Here is a 23,303-nt window from a genome sequence, read left to right as displayed (position 1 = left end):
TGGAGCCCCAGGGTTGCTGGGCCTGGCTACGCGTCAACGCCCTGAGAGAGCGTGGGGCAGCGAAGGCAAGCGGCGCAGTGGCCGGTCCTTCCGGTGGAGTCTCCGATGCGGGCGGAACTGCAGGGGCAAACCAGGGTAGCGGCGTCCAGGCGACGCACGGCACCGGAACCGATGCCGAAGGGCTGACACAGGAGCAGCGGAACGCGCTTCGCGGCGAGGCCATGAACAGCCGGTGGGCACGGAGATAGGCGCGGTCGAAACCGGCTCAAAAAGGCGGACAGCATCGGACGACGTGGCCCCAGCGCCCCAGAAGACGGCCGAGCGGCTCCGCGAGCACGCAAAGAACACAAGTCTGGTGGATGACTTCGGATGCACGGTGCGGACGGAACGATGGCAGATGCCATGAAGAAGGGCGGGCTTCGCACGCTCGGCCCGGCCATCCTCCTGGGCAAGGTGGCGGCCTGGGCGGCATGCCTCCTGGTGACAGTGCTCCTCGGGTGCTGGCTCTTCATGGTGAAGTCGACACTGCGTGACGCACTGGTACTGGGCTGCGCGGTCGTACTCGCCGTCCTTGCCCTGGCAGCGTGGGCGATGCGACGCTCATCGGGCAACCCGGACCGGGCGTCGGTCTATCGCGCCCTGGCCGACCGCGTATCAACTGAGGGAGAGAGCGGACCCAGAGCACTCCCCGCGAGGTTGCGAGGCGCCTCCGCTCTGCTGAAGGGAGAGGTTCTGCCGGTGTACGGCGGAGTCATCGCGCTGATCCTCCCACTCGCCCTTGGGGCTGGTGCTCCCACGCCCACGGGCAAGGCAGCAGAGATTGCCTCTTCGGGTGCCGTTGTGCGGGCGTTGCCGATCGAGTCGGTGCGGGATGTCGTCGAGGACGAGCACAAGAACGGCAGCTCGTACTTCTGCACGGTGACGGTGACGCTGCCTGCGGCCGACAGGGCCGGGAGCGGAAGGCGTGTCGAGTTCCGATCGGAATGGCCGGACCCCGCGGTGGTCGGTGGGAAGGCGTACGTCGCCTACGCCCCCGACCGACCCGAACTGGGAGCCGTGGGCGACAACGACAAGGCTGATGTCGACCGTCAACTCTCCGGTCGCGCCATGAGTAACTGGTGGACCTGGATTCTGGGTTCGGGATGGCTGTTCCTCATGGGGGCATTCTCCATCGGCTACCTCACGAGCCGTAGGGACCAGCGATTTCCGCGACGACTGCGCGGTGACGAGCATGTGCTGCGGGCGAGCATTTCCGGGTACGACGGTCATGGAGCAGGGAAGGCACGCATCTGCCTGGGGACCTCCAGGGGGCCCGTGCAACTGCATGTCCATGGGAACAACGCCAAGTACGTGGACACGGTGGGGCAAGTGGAAGGCCATCTGGTCTGGGTGCCAGGCAGCAACCGGCACGGAGGCCGGAAGGGGCCGCATCGTACGGGCGCTGTGTTCATCAGCGATGCCGGCTGGTACATCCCGGGCGGGCTCGCCCCGGAGTATGAGGAATCTGCGCGTGCGAGGGCTGATCAGCAGACTTCCGTCGACTCAGCAGGCGAGAGCCGACTGCTCGACCTCGACGGCGGCTGGGTCCTCAGCATCTCGAACCGGCTGATGAACGTCCTCCTGCTCTGGACGCTCAGCGTCGTGCTGCTCGCGCTTCCCGTTCCCTCGGCGGCTTGGCGCCTGGTCGTCGGAATCGCCGGCACAGTCGGTCTTCTGGCGTATGGTCTGTTCGCACTCGGGAGCCAGGACACGGCAGTGCGGAAGCAGTCGATCAGCAGGCAGGGTGCCGCGGGATCTGCTCGGTAACGTCGCTCAGCACCCCCGGCTTGAGAGGTTGCTCCGCTTAGGCCGAGCCGGCGGGCCCGGGATGCGGTAGTACCGCCCACGCGCGTGTGGTGTCCGTGCAGGAACCGGCTCTCCATCGTGCACCAAGCTTCCCTCACCACGGGATCTGCTCACAGCCATCCGGCGGTAATCCGGGGAGAACGGCACTGCAGTGAAAACCTGAGAACGAGAAGGGAAAACCTCTTACATGGGCTTCATCGCTCTTGCTATTGGCGTCATCGGCCTCGGAGCCGTAGTCGCCGCCGTAACCGTCTTCGCGGTAGTCCGCAGCCGCCGCAACTCCGATAACGGCGGCCCCATCAACGGCATCAACCCGCAGAACATGGGTTATCCACCCCACCAACCGATGTACCCAACCGCCCAACAGCCGTACCCCACCGCAGCACCCAATCAGGGGTTCCCCACTCCTCCAGGTCAGCCCCAGCGGAACCCCAATCCCTACACCCAACAACCGCCGTATCAGGGACAGTAGGGGTCGGAGTCGCTTGTCATCCTCGTGCTCTACATGGTGACCCCTGATCTCGACTCCGCCACGCCTACCGGGACATATTGCTCGGGATCGCCCGCACGCTCACTTTCACTGACCTCGAGCGAGCCACGGCGGACGACAGGGCCACCCAAGAACCAGAGGAGTGACCGGCGCCCCCGCTATGCGGAACGACGTCGGATAGCACCAGCCGTGCCGGGACGGACTGACAGGAGAACTAGTGCCGGACATCATGCAAGGTACCCACACATCGGGAACGCTGGACACCGCCTCGCTGCGCGGAAAGCTGACCACCCGGATGTGGTGGACCGGTATTCGCAACACCGTGATCTACGGGCTCATGGCCTTCGGCGCACCGGCCCTGACCGGCGTCGTCCAGGACAGCAGCCTGCCCTGGCTCGTCTACATCGTTGCCCCGTTCACCGGTGTCGGTATTGTTGGCCTGCTTGCAACGCTCCGCAGCATCCCGGTAGCGGTCGTCGTCACGCGCAGCTGCCGCAAGACACTCGCGCAGTACTCCTTCGACACGTTCTGCCCGCAGATCACCAAGGTGGACGGCGCCGAGGCGACCAAGGGCCGCCCGAAGAGCATGACCCTGGCGCTGTACACCGCCGAGGGCCACGAGTCGCCGTTGATGCGGATGAACCCGATCCCGCGGCGCGGCGCGTGGCGCAATCCCTGGCCCGAAGGCATTGAGAAAGGTGTGTACGTCGCGGGTGACTTGCCCTTCGGCGCGGTCGGTTACGTGCCGAGCAGCGGGACGTTCTTCCTCATGCAGCCCGAGGACTGGGACGCCACCGCCCACGACCGCAAGCAGGCAGACCCCGACCGCGTCACCCGAGCCCAGGCCGCCGACCTCGCGAGAAGGATCATCTAGCCCCGCAAGGCCGATTCACGCTGAGGCGACGATCTCGTGGCCCTTCTGTAGGGATTTTCTGCAGAGCCGTGGGGTCGATGAGGTCCGGTACTGACGGCCAGTCAGCGCATGTAAGGTGCCAAGAAGGCCCGGGTGATCAGTTGAGTCGCCTGGGCCCGACGCATCCAGAGCTGAACGGGGAGAAACTGGCCCATGGGGGACCACTTCAAGACGGACATCGGGCAACTCGAACAGTTCCTGACAAGTCTGGAGAGATGCGTCGATGAATTGAACGAAGCTCGGACCGCCCTCGATCATGTGCGTGCCGACCAGATCGGCACCCCCCGGCTCGACGAGGCCTGTGACAAGTTCCAGGACGAGTGGAAGTACGGGTCCGACAAGACCAAGGAACTGATCGACGACATCAAAGAGGGCGTGAAGTCCAACAAGAAGGGCTACGAAGAGGTCGAGGACGCCCTGGAGAAGGCCCTCAAGCAGATCGCGGACAAGAGCACTTCTGGCGGTAACGGGGGCGGTAAGTAATGGCTACGAACCCGTACCCCCACATCGGCTTCAACCCCGTACCGGGCATGCCCGCCGAAGTCTCGAAGCTGCAGCAGAAGGCGGCCGCGGCCGCGACGGCGCTCGAGAACACGCACCGGCAGCTGACCAAGCTCACAGCAGAGAGCAGCTACTGGGAGGGCGACGCGGCGGAGGAGTTCCGTAAGAACCTCGAGGGCGACCTATCGAAGTACATCAAGAAGGCCGCCTCGGCGCTGCGTTCCGCTGCAGGTCAACTGCACAAGTGGGACGCTCAGTTGACCTCCAACCGAGGGCTGGCGAAGAAGTACGACGACGATGCGGCCGAGAAGAAGGCCGCGGCTGACAAGGCCAAGAACACGTACGACCAGGCTGCCCAGCACCCGGACCTCAAGCTCGCCAACCAGACCTTCCCTTCGCAGGAGGAGGCCGACGACGCGACCGCGCGGCTGCGCTCCGCCGAGCGAGGGCTGAACGAGGCAAGCACAGCTCTCACCAAGGCCAACAACGAATACGAGTCACTCAACCGCAAGATCAAGGAGCTGGAGTCCGAGCACTCCCGCGATGCCGAGATCATCGCCAAGGCGTTGGAAAGCACGGCCGAGAAGGCTCCAGACAAGGGCTTCTGGGAGAGCGTCGGCGACATCCTCGGGTCGGTCGGCAAGTTCCTTGCGGAGCACGCAGGCACCATCGGCGCTATTGCCGGTCTGCTCGCCCTCTTTCCCGTGCTGACCCCGATCATGGCGCCCATCGCGCTCGTGGCGAGTGCCGTATCCATGGGCAAGAACCTCTCCGACGACGAGTTCCGCAAGAACTTGATGTTCCAAGGCAGCAAGATGGAGATCTTCTCCGCCTATGCGTCCTTCGCCGGTGACGCGGTCGGCATGATTCCGGGTGGGAAGGCGTTGGGACTCGCGGCCAAGGAGGGCTTCGAAAGCGCGGCTGACGGAGCCAACATCGCTTCGAAGACCTGGGCTGGCATGAAGGGCGGAGTCTCCGGCATCGGCCGCTCGGCGTTGGACGAGGCAAACGATGCATGGCGGGTCGCGGGTGAATCTGCCAAGGGTTCAGGGCTTCTGATGGCGGAAATCAGTGTCAACGGCCTCAACGTAGCCGCGAACGCCGTCTCTTCTGCGGAGAGCTTCGGTGCCGTGGACGAGGACGGTACCGAGCACAACGTCGCCGAGAGCACGAAGGCAGCCGCGACGGCGCACGGACTCGCCGGATTGCTTGGTCTCCTGTGACCGGCCAAGGCGAGAGTGAAGGCAACGCATGACCGTGAGTGAAGTGACCACCCCATCCCATGGCACCCGCAAGCCGTCCTTCTGGTATGGGTTGCCGGTCGGGTATCTGTCTCTGGACCTCCACCCGCCGGCCGAACGGCTGATGGAAGTCGTCAACCAGCTCCGTGGGCTGCCTGAACAGGAACGAGACGAGGCCGATCGGGCTTTGCGCCTGTACGCGGGCATTGTCAACCTGCTGAACGCCAACCGGGTGCAGGAGTGCGCGCTCGGGGTCCATCCCAACGACTCCGGCGGTTTCACGACATCGGTGTTCACCGTGTCGACGATGTTGACGGCGGGCAACAGCTCGAAGCTTGTGGTGGCCGGCCTCGCGGGCAGCGCAGCGGATGGCCGGGACGAGGGCATGTGCCCTCTGGAGCTGCCGTGCGGCGTCGGTTTCCTCGCCGAGAAGCGGTCGCCCGCCCCTCGGTCGTCCCGACGGCCGGAAGCGAGCGACGCGGCCCCGAGTCACATCTGGCAGGGCACCATCGCGGTAGCGGCACCAAGCGCCCCGGAGCTCATCGTGCTCCAGATGGTGACACCGGACCTCGACTCCGCCGACGCCTACCGGGACATACTGCTCGGGATCGCCCGCACTCTGACATTCACTGATCCCGCGCGAGCAGCTGCCAACGACGAGGACGGGGAACCGGAGGCGCCCACTGGCGCCGCCGCTGCCATGCGGAACGACTTCGGATAGCGCCAGCCGGGCTGGGGCAGGACTTCAGGAGAACTAGTGCCGGACAACACTCAAAATGCCTACGCGCCGGGAACATTGGACACCACCGCGCTGCGAAGGAAGCTGACCGGCCGGGTGTGGTGGACCGGTATCCGCAATTGCGGGGTCTACGCCATCATGGCGTTCGGGGGGCCGTCACTGGGTGCGGATCTGACTCGCGCCGGCCTGTCCTGGGTGTTCATCATCATGGGACCAATCACCCTTGTCGGCATCATTGGCTTCTTCGCCACGCTCCCCAGTATCCCGGTAGCGGTTCTCCTCACGCGCAGCTGCCGCAGGACACTCGCGCAGTACTCCTTCGACACGTTCTGCCCGCAGATCACCAAGGTGGACGGCGCTGAGGCGACCAAGGGCCGCCCGAAGAGCATGACGCTGACGCTGTACACCGCCGAGGGCCACGAGTCGCCGTTGATGCGGATGAATCCGGTCCCGCGGCGCGGCGCGTGGCGCAATCCCTGGCCCGAAGGCATTGAGAAAGGTGTGTACGTCGCGGGTGACTTGCCCTTCGGCGCGGTCGGTTACGTGCCGAGCAGCGGGACGTTCTTCCTCATGCAGCCCGAGGACTGGGACGCCACCGCCCACGACCGCAAGCAGGCAGACCCCGACCGCGTCACCCGAGCCCAGGCCGCCGACCTCGCACGAAGGATCATCTAGCTTCGCATGGCCAGCTCCCGCACAGACTCCCGCACCGATTCGCGTCCCCGAGGCCCCGTGACCCGGGTGATCCTCTGGATCTGTGGCGGCATCGCTGCCTTCGTCGCCGGTTTCTGGGCGGTTAATGCGACCGCCGATCTCGCTCTTTCCGCAGGCGTCTACGGCACCACCGGCACGTACAAGGTGGAGAGCTGCTACGACACCAAACCCGGCCGGAAGCGCTCCGACATCTCCTGCTACGGGGACTTCACGCCGGATGGCGGCAGCGCCGACGACGCCGTCTATGTGCACCTCAAGGACACAGGGCACGACTACCCGGACGGCACCGAGTTCGACGCACGGCAGGGGCTTGAGCCGGACACGATTCAGCGGGCCGGGATCCGGGGCGTCGTGGGCGAGCTGTGGCAGGTCGGATTTGCCGTGGCCGCCCTCTGCTGGCTCTTGTATTTGGTGGTCCGGCCGCCCAAGTCGGACAAGCCGAACCGGAGCCGGGAACCGTCGCGGCGCGAGAAGGTGGCCGAGCGGGTGGGTATCGGTCTCGTGATCTGCGTCCTTGTGGGCGTCCTGGGCTGGATCGCCAACTTCGTGGACTCGATCACTTCTTAAAAGGTCCTGTGGGCAGAAGCCCTGCCTGAGGCGCGACTTTCACGTAGACGTCGGCCGTCGCGGCCGTCATCGACTGCATGGCGGCCCGCCTGCTGACCTGTGCCGCAGCGTCGTCCAGGCCGAGCAACGGAGTGGCTCGGTCACGTCACCTTTCACCGCCTCCGGCAGCGTCGCACTGACGAGGTTGCCCTGAACCCCGTACGGTCAGCGGCTCGGCGGCGTCCACACGCAACACGGAACCGTCGTCCAGTCCCAGCACCATGACGAATCCGCCTGACGGAGAACGCTCACCCCGGGCACTCCGCACCGTCCGCCATACCCCACGCAGCTTGACCAGATTCCCGGGCTGGAGTGTTACCGCCGCGACATCCCTCTCGACCGGGACAGCCGTGATGCCCGAGGCCTTCAACTCTGCCCACACCGTCTTCCCGATGGCGCCCACGCGTTCCTGTACGCCCCATTGGTGGACCAGCGCATCCACGAGCAGCAGCCCGCGTCCGCCGGCCTCGTCGTCACCGGGGTTCCGCACTTCGGGCCGGCCTTCCCCGGCGTCGCTCACCTCCAGCCGCAGCAGCCCGTCCTCCGCCGTGTACGCGATGCGTACGCCGACCTGGCGGTCACGTGGCGCCCGCGCCCGCAGTGCATTGGTCACCAGCTCCGACAGGACCAACTCCGCTGTGTCGAGCACTTCTTGATCGATGCTCCAACTGCCGAGCACGGCGCTGAGCAGGGCCCGCGCTCTGGGAACGGTGCTGTCGCGGCGGGGGAGGCGGCAAGCGATCTCGTGAGCGTCTGACGGCTCGGGCTGCATAGCCAAAGCGACTCCTGGAGTTCGTGGCTGAGTCGGAGTGCCCTCGGTGCGGTGAGGAGGCGATCTCTTGCTCACCGCATCCGGCTCACGCAGCATAGGCTCCATGCAAAATTGCACGGAGCCTCAGAGGCTCTCTTCACTCCTTCGAGTAATGCCTGCGTCCCTCCACCCGTGCTCCTGATAGGGAGTTGCGCATGCCTTCTGTGAAACCGTCCACCGTCCTGGGCAGGCAGCTCGGTGATGAACTCAAGCGACTCCGTGAAGCCGCAGGCGTGTCCATGGCGGAGGCCGCCGAAGTGCTCGACTGCACGAGAGGGAAGATCAGTCGTCTGGAGAACGGGCACGTGCCGGTCCGTGCACCAGATCTGGATGCCCTCATGCGCGCCTACAAGATCGAAGGCCAGGAGACGCGCGAGCGGCTCAGTGTTCTGGCTCGGAAGGCCAACCGGCGCCGCCGGGACGGTTGGTGGCACCAGTACCGTTCCGTTCTCGGTGACGCCTACCGGGACCAGATCGAGTTGGAGGCCATCTGCGACCGCGTTCGGACGTACGAAGTCCAGCTGGTTCCAGGGCTCTTGCAGACGGCTGAGTACGCACGCGCGATCACGGTGGCGTCGCGCGCTTGGCAGACAGCCGAGGAGATTGAGCAGTTTGTCAAGGTGCGGCTGACCCGACAGCGACGGCTCACGGACGAGTCGCCTCTCGAACTCTGGGCGGTGGTGGCGGAAGGAGTCCTACACCAACACGTGGGAGGTTCGGCGGTGATGCGTACGCAACTGGAGCACTTGCTCACGATGGCGGAGCTGCCCAACATCACCGTGCAGGTCATGCCGTTCTCGCGCGGTGCGCACTCGGGTATGTTCGGTCCGTACTTGGTGCTGAGCTTCCCGCAGATGACATCGCTTGATCTCGTACTGACGGAGACTCCGACGGGCAATGTCTGGATGGAGCGGGAACCGGATGTCGCGTACTACCGCGCTCTCTTCGACGACGCACGCACCGCTGCGCTGCCACCGACAGAATCACTCGCGCTGGTCCATCGCATCGCGAAGGAGTTCCGACCATGAGCCATGAAGACCACATATCGACCGCTCTTGCGGAAGCGGCATGGCGTGCGAGCAGCTACAGCGGTGGGCAGGGTAACTGCCTTGAGGTTGTCGATGGTCTCCCTGGCGTACTCCCCGTGCGCGACAGCACACGCCCGACCGGCCTCGTACTCGCGTTCAGTCATCACGCTTGGAGCGCCTTCCTCGACCACTTGCGGTGACCGACCGTACGCCGCCGCCCACCGGGCCAGGAGGTCTAGCGATGGCAAGGCTAGGGTTGCGGCCCACGGACCGAACCGCGTACCTGATCATCTTCCTTACGACCATCGGGCTGTGGGGCACCATCGAGTACAAAGTCCGTTCCGTCGACCGGAGAACTGCCCGGCTGGAGCGGAAAGTTGATCTCGTCCTTGAGTCGTTGGGCGTCGAGTACGTCGACCCGGCGCTGGATGAGGTCGACACTCTCGTCAGGGAAGGGAAGAAGATCCAGGCGATCAAGCGCTACCGGATCATCACCGGGGCCAATTTGTCCGAGGCCAAGGACGCGGTCGAGCGCATGGAGGTGTAGCTGGCCGGACGGCATCCCGAGGCAGACTGATCGAGACGTAACCAGGTTCTGCCCATGGGCTCGTTACTCTGCCGCGGTCGCGTGCCTCCGTGGGTGGAGCCCTCATACCCGCGCAGGCCAATGCCAGTAGCACACACCTTCCCCAGAGTGCTCACACAACTCCGCGACCGGACACGGCTATACTCACGCACCGCGCGGACGTGTGCGCGTCAAAAATCGGCGCCCTTCGCTCCACACGAACGCAAAACAACACGGGGGATCGGCATGTCAACGGGGACGGAAATCGAAGATCCCGCAGCGCTCAATCGCGCGGGCTCCGGCGCGCGCGAGATCGCGGGGCAGACGCGAACCGCCGGCGCTCATCCGGTGGACGAGACGCGTACGGCGTCCCGGGACTTCGGCACCGGTAACTGGGACGGCGGGCTGGGCGGGGCGCTCACCAACTTGGCGGAGACCTGGTCGGCGCAGGTCTCCTCGCTCGCGGGCAAGTGCGACAGCCTCGCCGGCCAGTGCGGCGCTTCGGGAGTGCTGTATCAGCGTACCGAAGCCGCGAACACGCAAACCATGAACTCTCTGGCGAGTGACTTCGGCTGAGCCAAGCCCTCCACCTGTCGCCACCGCCACCGCGCCAACCTGACAAGACTCACGACTCCACGGGGGAATCGCCGAGCTCATGCCGACGTACGAGCAGCTGTACCACCTCAACCTCAGCAACCTCAAAGCGGCCGCTGGCCGCTGGGAGGAGACCGTCACCAAGTTCAAGGGGCTGCACACCGCGTACGGAGATCAGGTCGCTCGCCCCTTCCGGCAGGCCGGCTGGACCCAACCGGTTCTGACGGCGGCCAAAGCCGACAGCGACGTGCGTGCTGCCCAGCAGGAGTTCGCGGATGCGCACAAGGAGGCGCAGGGCATCGCCGGTGTCCTCACGACACTGCACGCCGAGCTGAAGAAGGCGAAGGGCGACCTCCACCACCTCGCCAATGTCGAGGCCAAGGAGCAGGACCTCGTCGTCAGCGCCGCAGGCGTCGTCACGCCGCGTAACGACCTCTCCCAGGACGCCGGCGCTCGCCACGATCCCGACGGCCAGGCCCCCATCCGCGAACAGCAGGAGGCTTGCGACGCCTTCGCCCGCCGTATCGAACGCGTCCTCCAGCGCGCCGCCGACGCCGACGAGACCGCCTGCTGGGCCCTGCGCCGCGACCTCGGTGGAAACAAGACCGACTTCAACTCCAAGGTCGTCACTTCCCTCGACGGCGCCGACGCCACCCGCGCTCTGGCGCTGGCGAAAAAAGGCTCGGACATGTCGGACAGCGAACTCCGGAAGTTCAACGAGCTGTTGCGGGCCAACAAGAACGACAAGGAGTTCGCCGAGAAGTTCGCCACCGGCATGGGCGGCCGGGGGACGCTGGAGTTCTGGGCAGACATGGCGGACCCGGCCGGCAGTGCGGACACCACGCGGCCAGAGCGCAAGGAGCTGCTGAAGGAGCTTCAGAAGGACCTCGGCGAGACGTTGGGCACCGCCACCCAGTCCGACAGCAAGGCTATGCAGGACTGGAAGGAGGAGGTCATCGCACTCGGTCCGCAGCCGCTCGGCATCGAGGACGCGAAGAATCCGGCCGGGTTCCAGGTGATGAGCAGCCTGATGCGCTACGGGAAGTACGAACCCGAGTTCATGGAGGACTACGGCAAGTCCCTCATCGCCACCGACAAGTCGTTCGGCAAGGACGTCGAAGAGGGCTGGAACGGCGATCACACCTCCGGCACCCTGAACTTCGCCGGTAAGAACGAGGGCAGCACCGACCCCATGATCGGGTACATGGAAGGGCTCGGCCGCTGCCCCGAGGCGGCGACGAACATCTTCGCCAATGACGAGTACTTCGAGTACCTCACCGACAAGCGGGAGTGGTTCCCGGATCAGGAGGTGCCGTTCTTCGACCCGGAGACCGGCGAACGATACGCGGATCCCATCACCGGATACAACCAACTGGGCCACGCCCTGGAGGCGGCGACGACGGGCCATGCCTACGACGAGGCGCCGCCGAAGGGCCTTCCCGCGCACAGCGATGATCAGGCCGAGATCATGCAGAAGATCGTCACGGGGGTTTCCGAGGACCCGGACATGGCCCGGGACGGCATGAACGACAGTCTCGGCCGGATGAGCGCCGAGTACATGCCGGACTTCAGCAGGGCCATGGCCAGCGACAAGTCCGCCGATGGCCTGGCCCTCTTCCCCCTGGAGGGGGCACAGGCGAACTTCGGCGAACAGGACGCGACGAGGTTCCTCATGACCGTCGGCAAGGACCCGGACGGGTACGCCGCGGTCAACCTCGGACAGACCGCCTACGCCGCCAACCTGTACGACTACCACCTCAAGCACCCGGACGCCTATGCCCCGGACACGGACGAGGCCCTCAAGAACATCGCCCACTCTTCCGGCGAGATCCAGGGAGCCATCGCCGTGGGCCGCCAGGAGTCGGAGATCGGGGATGCCGTGGAGGCCGACAAGAAGTACAACGACGCCCTGGAGCGCAAGGGGGCTTGGGCGTCCGGCATCGTAGGCACCGGCATCGGAGTTGGTACAGCCTTCATCGCGACGCCTGCTACAGGAGCCGCTGTGAGCGGCATTGCCACCACCATCAGCGGAGACATCGTCAACCAAATTGTCGATGGCAAGGAGCAGGACAGCACTGGCAAGGTCGTCTACAGCACTGGCCAGGACTGGCAGCACGTCAAGGACTCCACCTCGCAGGTGAACCAGGACGCTGCGCGTGCGGCAGCTGAAGCCCACGGAATCTCACGCACCGAGAACTTCAACAGCATCATCGCCAGCGAGACGACCGCGGGAATCGTCGAAGCGCAGACCAACCTGCGTGGATACGGGCGGGACTTGAGCGCGGAAAGCAGAGACTGATGAGAACTTTGGTAATAGCGGGAACCGGTGCCGTGGCCCTGGCTGGTTGCCTCGTCGGAGGTTTCTTCGTCGGAAGAGCGTTTCCCGAAGCCGAGAAATCTCACCTCGACAGCTGGGAAATCTGCGACGGAGACGACTTTCAGGAACAGGTAACCGCGTTCGAGCGTATCCTTCCGGACGGAAAGAACTTTGCCTCCTCTGCCAAGTCGCGGAGTAGTGAAATCGCTGACAAACTGAACGCAAGCTGCCGTATTACAGTTGACGGCAAGAATGCCTTCTACCTCGAGACTCAGACCGTTAATATGTCTGCCGTTACATGGGAGAAGGGTCTGCTGCTGGACAAGGTCGTCAGCAAGGATGGACTCAAGACGTTCAAGGCCGGGACCCGGGCACTCTCGTCATCCAATGCGGCAGCCATTTATCTCCGCTGCACACGCAAGGACAGCGAAGGTCGGGACATGGCATTGAGCATCGAGGTCTCGGCTCAGGGCTCGGCAGTCTCCGAAACGGGCGCTCATCGTCAGGATCTGGCCGAAATCGCTGTGCAGGAAGCCCGGGTGGCTGCTTTGCCGACGCAGTGTCAGTCCGGCGATCCACTGCCCGAACGCGCGCTGCCAGCACTGGATTGACTTGGGCAAGCTGTCGCTCCACTGAACTCGGCGCAGCTGCGGACTCGACGAGACGCGGTGCAACAGGCCTTCCGCCCACCGCCACCGCGCCAGCCTGACAGGACTCACGAACTCCACGGGGGACTCGCCGAGCTCATGCCTACGTACGAGCAGCTCCACCACCTCAACCTCAGCAACCTCAAAGTGGCCTCTGAGCAGGAACTTCTTCCCGCAGCCGCGAAGGTGGACGGATGCTGATCATCTCCGACCATCGGCGGGACGGCGTACGCAAGTCCGTCAACGTACTGCTGTGCGTGGTCGCCGTAGCGGGCATCGGACTGAGCAGCACGGTGCTGTGGCAGAACTTGAACGGCCGACACCAGATCAACCAGGCTTGCGCGGGGCTCGTCCCGGCCGGACGGGTGCTCGCGCTCTCTCCGGCGGGCGGCACCATCTCGCACCGGGTGGCCGACGAGGGCACCATTCAGCTCGACGGCGGTCTGCCGCAGGACTGCGAGATCTTCAGCACCGAGGCAGGGGAGAAGCACGGCACATCCAGCGGCGAGCGGTGGTTCTTCACCGCCACGGTGGGAGTCCAGCCCTCGGGCGAAACCTGGAGTCCCGAGGATCCGCTGGACCACCTTGTCTCCCCTTTCAGCGACGATCCCACCTACCCCGCGGAACCGCTGGGCGGCGGTATCGCCGGCAAGGTCACGGCGTCGAGTGTGATCGTCAGTCTTCTCTGCCCTGAGGGAACGTCGAGCGACAAGTCGACCAAAGGGGTCTGGGCACGGGCCTCGCTCATGGATCCCGGCCCGGCGTTCCTGGAGGAGGGGCAGCTCACTTCGCAGGACCGGAACACGCTCGCCGAGATTACCGTAGGCACGGCCAATAACTTCGCCGAATATCTGGGCTGCGCCGATCGGTTGCCTGATCCGCCGGAGGACATTCCCGCCCTCACGGAAGGCCCCATTCCGGCCGCTCGCGCGGATGGTACCTGCGCCTGGTACGGCAAGGCCGGCTTTGCACGGCAGAGGCAGCTTCCGGACCAGGCGCTCGAAAGCCGCACGCACGGCACTCTCTGGGACGAGCAGTGCGGCCTCACCCTCAGCGACACCCGTGCGAACGACCTCTGGGAGTCCAACGCGGCCAAGACGGAGGGGCTTGCGCGCCCGTCAGACCCGGCCGACTGGTACGTCTCCCTCCACACCTACGCCGGAGATGCGGCGAAGAACGTCTATCTCAAGTCCAATAACGACGACCTCCCGGTTGCCGCGGAACCGGGCGAGGCGGGCCGCAGCGATCGTTCGGCCTGGTGGGCCTCCTCCCAATGTGACGGGAAGCCCCAGATTCATACGATGACCGTCTCCTACGGCTACAACCAGCTGACGATCCCCGCACTCGAGAAGGTGTTCCGCGCATACGTCACCGATGTCGTCGCCCGCCGCGGCTGCAAGGACACCAAGTTCCCCGCCTCCTCGACCTTCCATGCCGACCAGTAGGGCTCTGTTAGGGGAGTGCTCGACCCTGTCACCCTGCCGTGCCGTTTGCTCTGGCGTCCTCCCTGGAGGGGCCGGTGCGCAGGAGCAGCCCCGCAGCCGGCCTCACCCGATCCGCCCCCTCAGTTCGCAGCCGGAGAAGCTGTATCGTCGGCCTTGATGTCGAAGTTGATCTTGCCTCCCTCGACAGAGGAAACGGTGACCGTCACGCCCAAGGTGCTGCCGTCGCTAGCTGTGAGAGTGCAGCGGGTGGTGGTGCCGACCTTCCCGGTGAGGTCCTCGGGGCAGCTGATGTCCGGCTTCGGCTGGCCCGTCGTGGCGGCGAGCTTTTCGGCGACCGTGGTGGCCAGCTTGTCCGCGGACAGTTTCGGCTCGGACTTTTCCACGTTGACCGAGGCCGAGCAGCCGACGAGCAACGTGCCGACGACTGCGGCCGAGATGCTCCAAGTTGCTGCGGACAGGCGAGCTGTGGGCATGAGAGTTCCATTTCGTGTGATCAAGATAATCAAGGCGCCGGAAGTGTGCGTGGCAGGACTGCTTCAGACATGACCCGGAGCGGAGCGGAAAACGCTGCCGTGATGGAAAGTTCCGGGCGCACCACCGTGCCGCGCTCAGGAGACGGCACGCGTCAGAGTAACTGAATATCAGCCCGTTCCGGGCGCCCGGCGCCGCATCATGATCTCTTCACTTTGCCTGCGGTCGGTCTCCATCTGTGAAGAGTTGATAGAAGAAAACCGCTGCGGTGAGGAGAATCCACGAACGAGCTGCGCCCTTCCATGGTTACCGCCGCGCCGGCCAGGCACTCGTCTTGCCGTTACTGAGGGCCCCTCAGGTATCCACACGCCTTCCCTTGCCGGTATTCGCCCCGCTCCATTTGCGGTCGCGTGTCCGCGATAATCTTGGGTCATGGAGATGCTGGTAGGGATTCTGATCAAGGTATTGCTCTTCGCTTTCATTGCCGGCATGTTCACCTTGGTGATCGCCATGTCCGTACGCGGACGCAGGCAGGATGCGCGGATCAGGGATGAATGGGCGCAGATTGCCCAGATCGCTCCGGAACGTGGCTGGATGTACCAGCCGTGCGTGCGAGGGCAGATCGATCAGTACGGCGGTATGGGGCCCATCCTCTACAAGGGGGAGAACCAGGCCGCCTGGCACTACACCACCGGAGAGCTCCGCGGTCGTTCCTTCAAGTACTTCGAGTACCGCTACAAACGATCCGCGGCGGACGGTGACGTCAACGACTTCGGGGACCACAGGCGTCTCGTCATCAAGTCGGTCTTCACTGTCACGGCGCCCGGCTCCGGAGCGTATATGGAGATCCTTCGCAGGAGTAAGCTGGGCGCGGTTGCGGACGGGCGACCCGGGAAGCGGGTCGGGGAGTCGGAGTTCGACAAGGAATTCAAGGTTCTTGTCAAGGATGAGGCATTCTTCCGGAACGTCTTGAGCGGTGGCGTCGTGCCCTTCATGCTCGCAGACCCCGGTGCCAAGGAGTCCCCACTTCGGTTCCGCGACAACGAACTCATCACGTGGTACACGGGCACCCTGTCTCCGCAGGCCGTCGACGAGAAGTTGAACTACTTGTGTGATGTGCTCGACCGGATACCCGCACAGGCCTGGACTGCGGTCTGAGCAGCCAGAACGCCCCTTGCTCCGGACCACCGGGTCCCGGGGCAAGGGGCGTTCTTGTGCGCGCAGACTGACCGACCCGGAGGGGCAGAGGCTGCACCGCTACCTGCGCTGGCGCAACGCCAACGCCCGCCAGCCCGACGTACTCGCCGCCAAGCGCCGGGAACGGGCCCGCGTCCGCGGCGAGAAGGGCATCCGGTGGGGCGGTCGAGCGATGTCAGCGGTGGCCTGACCGCCCACCAGTGACTCTCCTGGTCACAGCACCGACAGACGCAGCGAAGAATCGAGGGACCGAACTCAACGCAGCGATGGATGCGACTCGTTGCGTACGGTCCAGAGCTCCGGATCCAAGTTCTGTTTCTGAACGCCGAGAACGCTCAGGCGTGCTGCTGCGACGAGAGCCAGGATTCCCGCGGCCGCACCCAGTGCCAAGCCCAGCTTGTACGGAACCGCACCGAGCAGGTAGGGGACTGCAGTGAGGGCTGCGATGGCCGCGATGAGCAGGGTTCGAGTGTGCACTTTAGGTCGGAACCGGGACGGGCGGGCAAGCGGCTCGGCTGCGACGGCGCTGTCGGTCCGGCACACCGGCGCCGCCGCGCCGCGCAGCCACGGTTCCCAATCCTGCTCCGCCGTCTGCCCCCAGACCACACGGCCGGTATCGGTGACGAAGGCAGCGGAGACGCTGCGCTGCTTGTCCGTGCCTGCGATGTCCTTCCACCGAGTGGGCCAGCACAGCCATCCCGAGTGGCCGGACAGCTGAGCAGCGGCGTAGGACAGGTGCTTCTCGCCTGTGGGTATACGGAAATTGTCGCCGGCGTACATGGACTGGAGCCGGATGGCCTGTTGCCGGTCGGTGTCACCCTCGGGCAACAGGTCGACGTAGTACGAGCTGGTGGTGATGATACTGCCGACACCGGTACCTGTGGGCCGCCGGTACTCCTCCCGCACCGCCGTGCCGAATCGGACGCGGACCGCGTGAACACCCCCCGAGGCGGCGTCCTCCTTGAGCATCCGCTGTCCCGCACCGAGCTGGTCGGTGAGCAGGCCGATGGCATACAGGGACACCACGACGCCGAAGAGCAAGGTGAGCCCGCAGTACGCACTTCCGACGAGCGATCCGCCTTCACCGTAGGCAGCGCGAGCGGCGGCGAACGGGGCCCAGGCAGTCACGTAAGCCGCGCCGATGTAGCCCCAGTCGCGGCGTATCGTGCCCAGTTTGCCAGGTATCCCGTCCCGAGCCGGAGCGACTGGTAGCGGCTCCACGGGCGGCGCCGCCCGGACAGCCAGCAACCAGCCTCCAGCAAGCAGGGCCGCCAAAGCCAACGGAACAAGAATGTCCAGCCGCGGAGCGTCCGCGTCATACCGCACTACTGCCGCACCCCAGGCGACGGCTGAGCACACCAGCGCCGCCCCACCCAGAGTGGTAGCGAAACGAGTGGAACGGTGCCGCATGCGGCCTCCCCCTGACCGTGTCCTGAACGTGCTGTAAGGCAGGAGGAGATTACGCCAAGAGATCACCTTCTGGAAGAACCGATATACCCCTCATCACGATCGGCAGTATCCAACCACGATCATGAGAATCAGCCTGGCGGGCGTTCCCGGTCGCAGCACTAGGCCAGTGCTTCGTCGGCCGGGCGCACCGTCCTGATGAACTCCTTGAAGTCCTCGATGACCTGGCCGAGTTGGCTCGGCTTCGCGGTGAGGACGAGTTCGATGACGACGCGCTTCGCCGGGTCCTTGACGTCCTCCATGCCGAGGTAGACCTGGCTCTGGAGCAGTTCCAGAGGTTCTCCCCTCAGGGTGGTGGAGAGGCGGAGGTTCTGAACCACGCCAGGGGCGTCCGTCAGGCCCGGGGCGTCCGGGGTGCCCGCCTCGGCCTTCTTGACGACCTCTACGGGTCCTGCCTCCTGCAGCCGCCGCACCGACTCGTCGGCGATCTGCCACATGCTGGCGCTGTCGTTGCGCATCTGCCCGGCGATGGTGATGTTCGCCGTGAACCCGTCCATGGAGGCGGGATGGAGCGCGACGAAGGCCACGCCAGGTGCCCCCACCTCGTCCGGCGGGGCCGCCTGCCAGCCGTCCGGCAGGGAAAACGAGATCTTGATCGGCAACGTGGTGGCCATCGTGAATCCACTTCCTTGATGAGCGTCGGCTCAGGCTGGAACCAACTAGCCAGAACCAACTCGCTAGAACCAACTGCCGACCGTGCTGTCCCAGGCATCGCCCACCGCGTCAGCCGCGTCATCGGCCGAGTCGATCATCTTGCCGGGGTCGATGGTGACGTCGAAGGAGACCTTGCCGCCGATGCCCAGACCGACTCCGGCCTCTCCGCCGATGGTGAACTTGCCGTCCTTCATGCCGAGGTCGGCACTGGCGGAAGCCCCCGCTCCGGCCCATGCCTCGCCGCTCACGCCGGCGCCGACGCCGCCCACGTCGGCAGAGACCGACCCTGTGGCCTTGGCTCCGGCGAAGGCCTCCGCTCCGGCGTGCAGTCCGTCCTTGCCGGCGGAAAGGTTCGCCGAGGCTTCCGCGCCCGCAAAGGCCTTGCCCTCGGCCTGGGCTCCGACGATGCCGTACTGCACACTGCCGTTCGCGGAAGCCTGCGCCAGATAAGCGCTCCCCGAAACACCGGCCTGGAGCCGCCCGTTCGCGATGCTGGCGGTGGCGGATCCGTCCACCCCGAGCGCTGAAACCCCCACTCCGCCCTTGAGCGTGGCGCCACCTACCGTCTTCTCTCCGGAGTCGCCTGCCGACCAGGCGCTGGCGTTGCCCGACCACTCGGCGAGTTTGATGTTGACATCGGCCTTCTTACCGGTGGCCGGATCCGTCGGATCCCCGTCCTCGGCCCCTGCGGCCTTGTCGCGGATGAACCAGTTGCCGTTCTCGTCCTTGCCCCACTGCTTCTCGGTGCGCCACTGGCCGTCTTCGCCCCTGGGGCGCCACCTCTCGGTCTCCCACTTCGTATGGGTTTGAGTGGTCTTGCCGACCCCGTGCTCGTCCGTCCACTGCTTGGCGTCCACCCAGTCCCTGGCATCCGCGAGCCAGCTGGGGCTGTCGGAGGAACCGCCGGCCAGGTCGTCGAGCTTCTTGGCCAACGTCTCGGCCTCGTGCTGAAGGTGCTGGCGTGCGGTCTTCAGTACCTCCGCCGCCGCATCGTGCTGCCCGTTCTCCCATTGCGCGATCGCCGTAGCGGCCTGCTGCTGCGCCCAGCTCAGCATGGAGGAGTACGAGGTGACTGCCGTGGCCGCACCCGACATCGCGTCGGAAGCTAGGTACCAGTTGGTCTTCTCCGTGGACAGGGTGGGCCAGAAGGCGTCACTCGCCTTACCGGTCCATCCCGGGATGCGCAGGCCACGGAGCCCGTCGCCGATTCCATCGAACTTGACCGACCAGGTGGTGAGGTCGGTAGCCAGATCACCAAGCTTCTCGACGTCCCCCGGGATGAGTTCCTTCGGGTCGGACGTCTCCCCGAGCGCGGCTGCCATGAATACGGATTCCCCGTCCCTAACCCAAGTCCGACTTGACCGAATTCACTGCGTTGCGGATGGCCTCATCCGTCGCCGCGTAGTTGTTGCTGGCCGAGTTCAGTCCCTCTGCCAGGGTCGCCGCGCAGTCGGCGAGGAACTCGGCGCCCGACTGCCACGTCGCGCAGAAGCTCACCAGTGCCGCGGCGGCCGAATCGACCCCGATCGAGGACCCCTGCTTGGACACCGGCTCCAGGTCCACTTTTTCGACCGGCGAGAGGCATTCCAGAATGCCCGACGCGCCCTTCTTGAGGATCTCCGGGTTTACTTCGAGGTCGGTCACCGCAGGATCCCCTTGTTAACTCCGCTTGCTAACTCCGCCTGAACGCAGATGCGTTGGCAACCAGCCTGCGGAAAGTATCACCAAGATCGGGCCCTGAGTCGCGCCCACACCACACCCTCACGACTCCTGCCGTGCACGCGCTGAGCTCTTTCAGGACAGCCACTGGGATTTTCCCAACGGTTGGTAGTTCGCGCCCAGTTGTGGAGAAGGAGCGGACGTGTAGAAGCGCTGCACGCAGGCTGTTCCGCCGATCCGGCTTGGGTGGTGCGGGGTGTGACGGGGCGTGACGTGGTGGAGGTGCACCACCATCGCTGCTCCGTGCCCCGGTGCGGCGTCTTTACCATTCCATGGCATGATCGGCCCATTCGACCGCCGGTTGCCCTTTGCCGATGCGACCGTCGATGCGCGAACGGGAGGCTTGCGTGGGGGACCACTTCAAGACCGACATTGATCAGCTCGACACTTTCACCAGAGATCTCAAGGGAGCCAACGACTCCCTTGAGCAGGTGCGGACCGCCCTGCGGCACGTGCGGGCCGACCAGATCGGGACGCCGGAGCTGGACGAGGCCTGCGACGAGTTCCAGGAGCGGTGGAAGTACGGCAACGAGCAGATCAAGGAGCGAATCGACAAGCTCACCGAAGGCCTCCAGAAGAACACCGACAACTACCGCGAAGTGGAGACCTCCCTGGAGGAGAGCTTCAAGCGCGCCGCGGCTGCGGGGAAGTGATTGCGGTGGCACAGAATCCGTATGTGCACCTCGGGTGGAACCCGGTGCTGGGGCAACCGGGCGAGGTCGAGAAGCTCCGCACCCAGCTCGTCAATTCGGCGAGCGCGCTGCAGACCGCGTACCAGAAGATCGACAAACTGCTCGGGGAGTCCAGCTTCTGGGAGGGCGACGCCGCCGTGGGCTTCCGCGAGGCCCTCGACGGTGACCTGCCGAAGTACATGAAGGACGCCCACAAGTCGCTGACCCTGGCTGCCGGTCACCTCGGCACGTGGCACGGCGGGCTGACCAGCCGCAGGGAGCTCGCGCGCAAGTACGACGTCGAAGCGGCCGACCACAAGGGTGACCTCAAGACCGCCAACTCCCGGCACGATGCGGCCCAGAAGGACCCCGACCTGAAGCTCGCGGGGCAGACGTTCGCCGAAGGTCCCGAACTGGAGGCCGCCCAGGCCCGCCTCAACGCGGCCAACGACCGGCTCAGCGACGCCGTCACCGCCGTCAACAACGCGCAGGGCGCCCTGGACGAGGTGATGCGCAAGGCGCGGGAGCTGGAGGGGACGCACGAGGCGGAGGCGCGGGACCTCGCGAAGAAGCTGAAGGATTCCACTAAGGACCTGGCGCCTGAGGAACCGGGGTGGCTGAGCAAAGCGCTCAGCTGGATCGGGGACAACCTCACCAACATTCTGAGTGTGTTGGCGGCGGTGGCGGGGTTGCTGGCGCTGATCTGCACCGGCCCGGTCGGGATTGCGTTCCTGCTCGCCGCAGGCGCGCTCAGCCTGGCTACCATGGCGTCCCGGCTCTCCGATCCCCAGGTGCGTGCCTCACTTTGGGACGGCATCACGAAGGGTGAGCTCGACGCGGACTTCTGGGAGAACTCGGTGGGGCTCGCCGGGGATCTCGTTGGGGCGGTGCCGGGCGTCGGGGCCGTGTCCCGTGGCCTCAACGGCGCCATCCAGTCGACGCGCTACGCATCCGAGGCGGTCAGCGCGGGGCAGTTCCTCGGCAGGTTTGCCGACGACACCGTCACGGCCGCGAACAGGATCGCGACTGCGGGCGCCTATAACCCCGCCGGAAACTGGGTGGCGCAAGCAGCGGGGGGCAGCCAGGCGGTCAAAGTGGGCATGGACTATGTCTCGCCGGTCGCGGGTGTGCTTACCTCCGGCTACGGACTGGCCGCTGAGAACATCGATGCCTTGGACAGCGATGCCGGCAAGAACACCGCCACCGGGGTCGACGCGGCTCGCGCGGGCCTGTTCGACGGCCCTGCGGCCTTCTCCGTCTTTCGCAGCACTGTGGCGGCACTGGGATGACAGAAGAAGCCTCTGAGAGTCCTATCCGTCTGGTGATCGACGACACGGCCAGAGACCCGAGCTCGAAGATCTGGTACGCACTGCCGGCCGGGTTCTTCGGCATTCCGATCGACGCTCTCGACCCTGAACCGGGCACGGAGCAGGAGACGCGCCTTGAGCAGGCACTGGCATTGGTCCTCGACCTGGCGCCCGAGGACCAGCGTGACCGGTACACGGGCGCACTGCGGGACGTGCGATTCATGGCTGCCCAGATGCGGAGCGAAGGTGTCATCGCATGCTCGCTCGGTATGCACTACGCGGATGACGGGTCGTCTGCCTCGTCCGTGTTCACGGTTGCGCTCAGAGACATCGATTGGGCCCCAGCCAAGATCACGGCGGTTCGCGCGGCCTCCCTGCGTGAAAGCGGGGAAAACGTGGGGCTGTTGACGCTGCCGGGCGGCCGTCCGGCGTCGATATGCGACACCATGATCACCATGCCCGCCCTGGCGGGGATACCCAGCCAGGACCTCTACCAGTGCAATCTCTACGTCCCGGCCCCCTCAGGTACGCAGCTGGGCGTCCTGACGCTGAGCAGCACGGCCGTGGGCTCCCGGAAGCACTACCGCGACATGATGGAAGGCATCGCGCACACGGTGTCTTTCTACGATCCGATGCCGGAGATCGAGCGGGCCGTACGCGGCGACACGGCCGACGGCACGAGCAGCATCGCGGATGACATCGCGTCCGACTTCGGCTGACCTGGGATGTGCGCATGACCACGAACGTGAACAAGCAGAGTTTCGAGGGCTTTGACGGTCCGGTGGCGTGGGACACACCGGGCACCCGACGTGCCTTCCGTCTCCGGACGGCGCGTCACCTGGCCATGGGGCTTGGTTCGGTGGCGCTGTGGTGGGGGGCCGTGTTCGTCACCGTCCTGCTGCCCGTGGCTGCAGTGGTTCCCATGGTTCTGGTCCTTATGGTGATCGGGATCATGGCCCTCGTGGCCCTCGGCCGCCTCGGCTGGGGGTGGCGGATGTGGCGCATCCTTCGCGTCTACCCCTGGCGTCAGAAATCCGGTGCTGTCCGGATCACCAGGGGCAAAGACGCGATTTTCGTACTGCCCGATCCCGACAGCCCCGAGAAGACGGTGTCTCTGAAGGTGTCGGCCGGGCTGTTCCGGACCTGGAGCCGCGAGGCCTTGAAGGAGTACGACGAGGAACTCTGGTACGCGGGTGACCCGCGCTTCGCCTGTGTCGTGGCCAAGCCCGACCTGCGCGGCCTTGGCTACCTTGCCCAGCCCACCGCCTACAACCACCGCACCTCCCCCCGCCGCAAAGGCGTCAGCCCCGAAGCCCGCCGCCGCGCCCGGGCCATCGGTGCCCGCGTCGCCGACTGACGCG

Annotated in this window: 25 protein-coding genes and 1 pseudogene; 20 read left to right on the top strand and 6 right to left on the bottom strand. The window is 65.6% G+C overall.

Going from position 1 to position 23,303, the window contains the following annotated elements:
* Window positions 1–453 precede the first annotated feature (453 nt).
* From AB0959_RS43000 to AB0959_RS42970, 7 genes are all read left to right on the top strand, one after another.
* Complete coding sequence (locus AB0959_RS43000; protein ID WP_366832298.1) at window positions 454–1,806, top strand: hypothetical protein; 1,353 nt, start codon at window positions 454–456, stop codon at window positions 1,804–1,806.
* A gap of 746 nt (window positions 1,807–2,552) precedes the next feature.
* The gene (locus AB0959_RS42995; protein WP_366832297.1) at window positions 2,553–3,209 is read left to right on the top strand and encodes a hypothetical protein; all 657 of its coding nucleotides are present in this window, start codon (window positions 2,553–2,555) and stop codon (window positions 3,207–3,209) included.
* A gap of 192 nt (window positions 3,210–3,401) precedes the next feature.
* Window positions 3,402–3,731, top strand: a complete 330-nt coding sequence (locus tag AB0959_RS42990) for a hypothetical protein (protein ID WP_366832296.1) — start codon at window positions 3,402–3,404, stop codon at window positions 3,729–3,731.
* A 47-nt stretch (window positions 3,732–3,778) separates the two neighbouring features.
* Window positions 3,779–4,972: a putative T7SS-secreted protein gene (locus AB0959_RS42985; RefSeq protein WP_366832295.1), complete on the top strand. Its 1,194-nt coding sequence runs from the start codon at window positions 3,779–3,781 to the stop codon at window positions 4,970–4,972.
* A gap of 43 nt (window positions 4,973–5,015) precedes the next feature.
* Complete coding sequence (locus AB0959_RS42980) at window positions 5,016–5,711, top strand: hypothetical protein (protein ID WP_366832294.1); 696 nt, start codon at window positions 5,016–5,018, stop codon at window positions 5,709–5,711.
* A gap of 36 nt (window positions 5,712–5,747) precedes the next feature.
* Window positions 5,748–6,404 (top strand): hypothetical protein, encoded by a 657-nt coding sequence (locus AB0959_RS42975; protein ID WP_366832293.1) that lies wholly within the window; start codon window positions 5,748–5,750, stop codon window positions 6,402–6,404.
* Window positions 6,405–6,461: 57 nt separating this feature from the next.
* Entirely contained in the window at window positions 6,462–7,010 is a 549-nt protein-coding gene (locus AB0959_RS42970; RefSeq protein WP_366832292.1) for a hypothetical protein, read from the top strand.
* A gap of 145 nt (window positions 7,011–7,155) precedes the next feature.
* Here the strand turns inward: AB0959_RS42970 and AB0959_RS42965 are convergent, their stop codons facing one another.
* On the bottom strand, window positions 7,156–7,821 hold the full coding sequence (locus tag AB0959_RS42965; protein WP_366832316.1) for an ATP-binding protein: 666 nt from the start codon (window positions 7,819–7,821) through the stop codon (window positions 7,156–7,158).
* Window positions 7,822–8,015: 194 nt separating this feature from the next.
* Between AB0959_RS42965 and AB0959_RS42960 the strand changes: the two genes are divergently transcribed.
* The 7 genes from AB0959_RS42960 to AB0959_RS42930 all read left to right on the top strand — a co-directional run bounded on the left by AB0959_RS42960 (window position 8,016) and on the right by AB0959_RS42930 (window position 14,456).
* Complete coding sequence (locus AB0959_RS42960; protein WP_366832291.1) at window positions 8,016–8,888, top strand: helix-turn-helix transcriptional regulator; 873 nt, start codon at window positions 8,016–8,018, stop codon at window positions 8,886–8,888.
* Entirely contained in the window at window positions 8,885–9,088 is a 204-nt protein-coding gene (locus AB0959_RS42955; RefSeq protein ID WP_366832290.1) for a DUF397 domain-containing protein, read from the top strand. Before AB0959_RS42960 ends, AB0959_RS42955 begins: the two co-directional genes overlap by 4 nt.
* A 41-nt stretch (window positions 9,089–9,129) precedes the next feature.
* The gene (locus AB0959_RS42950) at window positions 9,130–9,435 is read left to right on the top strand and encodes a hypothetical protein (protein WP_366832289.1); all 306 of its coding nucleotides are present in this window, start codon (window positions 9,130–9,132) and stop codon (window positions 9,433–9,435) included.
* 264 nt (window positions 9,436–9,699) lie between these two features.
* Window positions 9,700–10,029, top strand: coding sequence for a hypothetical protein (locus AB0959_RS42945; RefSeq protein WP_366832288.1), 330 nt, complete (start codon window positions 9,700–9,702; stop codon window positions 10,027–10,029).
* Between the two features lie 79 nt (window positions 10,030–10,108).
* Window positions 10,109–12,346, top strand: a complete 2,238-nt coding sequence (locus tag AB0959_RS42940; protein WP_366832287.1) for a hypothetical protein — start codon at window positions 10,109–10,111, stop codon at window positions 12,344–12,346.
* 32 nt (window positions 12,347–12,378) lie between these two features.
* On the top strand, window positions 12,379–12,975 hold the full coding sequence (locus AB0959_RS42935; RefSeq protein ID WP_366832286.1) for a hypothetical protein: 597 nt from the start codon (window positions 12,379–12,381) through the stop codon (window positions 12,973–12,975).
* A gap of 230 nt (window positions 12,976–13,205) precedes the next feature.
* Window positions 13,206–14,456 carry a hypothetical protein gene (locus AB0959_RS42930; protein ID WP_366832285.1) on the top strand — a complete coding sequence of 417 codons (1,251 nt, stop codon included), beginning with the start codon at window positions 13,206–13,208 and terminating at the stop codon, window positions 14,454–14,456.
* 119 nt (window positions 14,457–14,575) lie between these two features.
* Here AB0959_RS42930 and AB0959_RS42925 read toward each other — a convergent pair whose 3' ends face one another.
* Window positions 14,576–14,929, bottom strand: a complete 354-nt coding sequence (locus tag AB0959_RS42925) for a DUF4333 domain-containing protein (protein ID WP_366832284.1) — start codon at window positions 14,927–14,929, stop codon at window positions 14,576–14,578.
* Window positions 14,930–15,359: 430 nt separating this feature from the next.
* On the opposite strand from AB0959_RS42925, the gene AB0959_RS42920 reads away from it, so the two are divergent.
* Both AB0959_RS42920 and AB0959_RS42915 read left to right on the top strand, forming a co-directional pair.
* On the top strand, window positions 15,360–16,085 hold the full coding sequence (locus AB0959_RS42920) for a hypothetical protein (protein ID WP_366832283.1): 726 nt from the start codon (window positions 15,360–15,362) through the stop codon (window positions 16,083–16,085).
* 79 nt (window positions 16,086–16,164) lie between these two features.
* Window positions 16,165–16,314, top strand: a pseudogene (locus AB0959_RS42915) (IS630 family transposase); the annotation flags it as partial.
* Window positions 16,315–16,379: 65 nt separating this feature from the next.
* On the opposite strand, the gene AB0959_RS42910 reads toward AB0959_RS42915, so the two are convergent.
* The 4 genes from AB0959_RS42910 to AB0959_RS42895 form a co-directional block, all read right to left on the bottom strand.
* Entirely contained in the window at window positions 16,380–17,534 is a 1,155-nt protein-coding gene (locus tag AB0959_RS42910; protein ID WP_366832282.1) for a hypothetical protein, read from the bottom strand.
* A gap of 158 nt (window positions 17,535–17,692) precedes the next feature.
* Window positions 17,693–18,205: a hypothetical protein gene (locus AB0959_RS42905; RefSeq protein ID WP_366832281.1), complete on the bottom strand. Its 513-nt coding sequence runs from the start codon at window positions 18,203–18,205 to the stop codon at window positions 17,693–17,695.
* A 63-nt stretch (window positions 18,206–18,268) separates the two neighbouring features.
* On the bottom strand, window positions 18,269–19,567 hold the full coding sequence (locus AB0959_RS42900; RefSeq protein ID WP_366832280.1) for a putative T7SS-secreted protein: 1,299 nt from the start codon (window positions 19,565–19,567) through the stop codon (window positions 18,269–18,271).
* Window positions 19,568–19,586: 19 nt separating this feature from the next.
* Window positions 19,587–19,889: a hypothetical protein gene (locus AB0959_RS42895; RefSeq protein WP_366832279.1), complete on the bottom strand. Its 303-nt coding sequence runs from the start codon at window positions 19,887–19,889 to the stop codon at window positions 19,587–19,589.
* 422 nt (window positions 19,890–20,311) lie between these two features.
* On the opposite strand from AB0959_RS42895, the gene AB0959_RS42890 reads away from it, so the two are divergent.
* Genes AB0959_RS42890 through AB0959_RS42875 form a run of 4 tightly spaced genes read left to right on the top strand, consistent with a single transcriptional unit; the run spans window position 20,312 to window position 23,299 of the window.
* Complete coding sequence (locus tag AB0959_RS42890; protein WP_366832278.1) at window positions 20,312–20,617, top strand: hypothetical protein; 306 nt, start codon at window positions 20,312–20,314, stop codon at window positions 20,615–20,617.
* A 5-nt stretch (window positions 20,618–20,622) separates the two neighbouring features.
* Window positions 20,623–21,924, top strand: a complete 1,302-nt coding sequence (locus tag AB0959_RS42885) for a hypothetical protein (protein ID WP_366832277.1) — start codon at window positions 20,623–20,625, stop codon at window positions 21,922–21,924.
* 32 nt (window positions 21,925–21,956) lie between these two features.
* Complete coding sequence (locus AB0959_RS42880; protein WP_366832276.1) at window positions 21,957–22,661, top strand: hypothetical protein; 705 nt, start codon at window positions 21,957–21,959, stop codon at window positions 22,659–22,661.
* Between the two features lie 14 nt (window positions 22,662–22,675).
* Window positions 22,676–23,299: a hypothetical protein gene (locus tag AB0959_RS42875; RefSeq protein ID WP_366832275.1), complete on the top strand. Its 624-nt coding sequence runs from the start codon at window positions 22,676–22,678 to the stop codon at window positions 23,297–23,299.
* Window positions 23,300–23,303 lie beyond the last annotated feature (4 nt).

This window comes from Streptomyces sp. NPDC046862 (assembly GCF_040704615.1).
GTDB lineage: Bacteria > Actinomycetota > Actinomycetes > Streptomycetales > Streptomycetaceae > Streptomyces.
The sequence above is the reverse complement of the archived record's forward strand: the minus strand, read 5'-3'. Positions and strand labels throughout refer to the sequence as shown.

What these genes read in the sequence shown, in the direction of transcription:
- AB0959_RS42990 (WP_366832296.1), top strand. Translation starts at nt 3,402, where the DNA reads ATGGGGGACCACTTCAAGACGGACATCGGGCAACTCGAACAGTTCCTG.
- AB0959_RS42985 (WP_366832295.1), top strand. Translation starts at nt 3,779, where the DNA reads ATGCCCGCCGAAGTCTCGAAGCTGCAGCAGAAGGCGGCCGCGGCCGCG.
- AB0959_RS42965 (WP_366832316.1), bottom strand. Translation starts at nt 7,821, where the DNA reads ATGCAGCCCGAGCCGTCAGACGCTCACGAGATCGCTTGCCGCCTCCCC.
- AB0959_RS42960 (WP_366832291.1), top strand. Translation starts at nt 8,016, where the DNA reads ATGCCTTCTGTGAAACCGTCCACCGTCCTGGGCAGGCAGCTCGGTGAT.
- AB0959_RS42955 (WP_366832290.1), top strand. Translation starts at nt 8,885, where the DNA reads ATGAGCCATGAAGACCACATATCGACCGCTCTTGCGGAAGCGGCATGG.
- AB0959_RS42950 (WP_366832289.1), top strand. Translation starts at nt 9,130, where the DNA reads ATGGCAAGGCTAGGGTTGCGGCCCACGGACCGAACCGCGTACCTGATC.
- AB0959_RS42945 (WP_366832288.1), top strand. Translation starts at nt 9,700, where the DNA reads ATGTCAACGGGGACGGAAATCGAAGATCCCGCAGCGCTCAATCGCGCG.
- AB0959_RS42940 (WP_366832287.1), top strand. Translation starts at nt 10,109, where the DNA reads ATGCCGACGTACGAGCAGCTGTACCACCTCAACCTCAGCAACCTCAAA.
- AB0959_RS42930 (WP_366832285.1), top strand. Translation starts at nt 13,206, where the DNA reads ATGCTGATCATCTCCGACCATCGGCGGGACGGCGTACGCAAGTCCGTC.
- AB0959_RS42925 (WP_366832284.1), bottom strand. Translation starts at nt 14,929, where the DNA reads ATGCCCACAGCTCGCCTGTCCGCAGCAACTTGGAGCATCTCGGCCGCA.
- AB0959_RS42920 (WP_366832283.1), top strand. Translation starts at nt 15,360, where the DNA reads ATGGAGATGCTGGTAGGGATTCTGATCAAGGTATTGCTCTTCGCTTTC.
- AB0959_RS42910 (WP_366832282.1), bottom strand. Translation starts at nt 17,534, where the DNA reads ATGCGGCACCGTTCCACTCGTTTCGCTACCACTCTGGGTGGGGCGGCG.
- AB0959_RS42905 (WP_366832281.1), bottom strand. Translation starts at nt 18,205, where the DNA reads ATGGCCACCACGTTGCCGATCAAGATCTCGTTTTCCCTGCCGGACGGC.
- AB0959_RS42900 (WP_366832280.1), bottom strand. Translation starts at nt 19,567, where the DNA reads ATGGCAGCCGCGCTCGGGGAGACGTCCGACCCGAAGGAACTCATCCCG.
- AB0959_RS42875 (WP_366832275.1), top strand. Translation starts at nt 22,676, where the DNA reads ATGACCACGAACGTGAACAAGCAGAGTTTCGAGGGCTTTGACGGTCCG.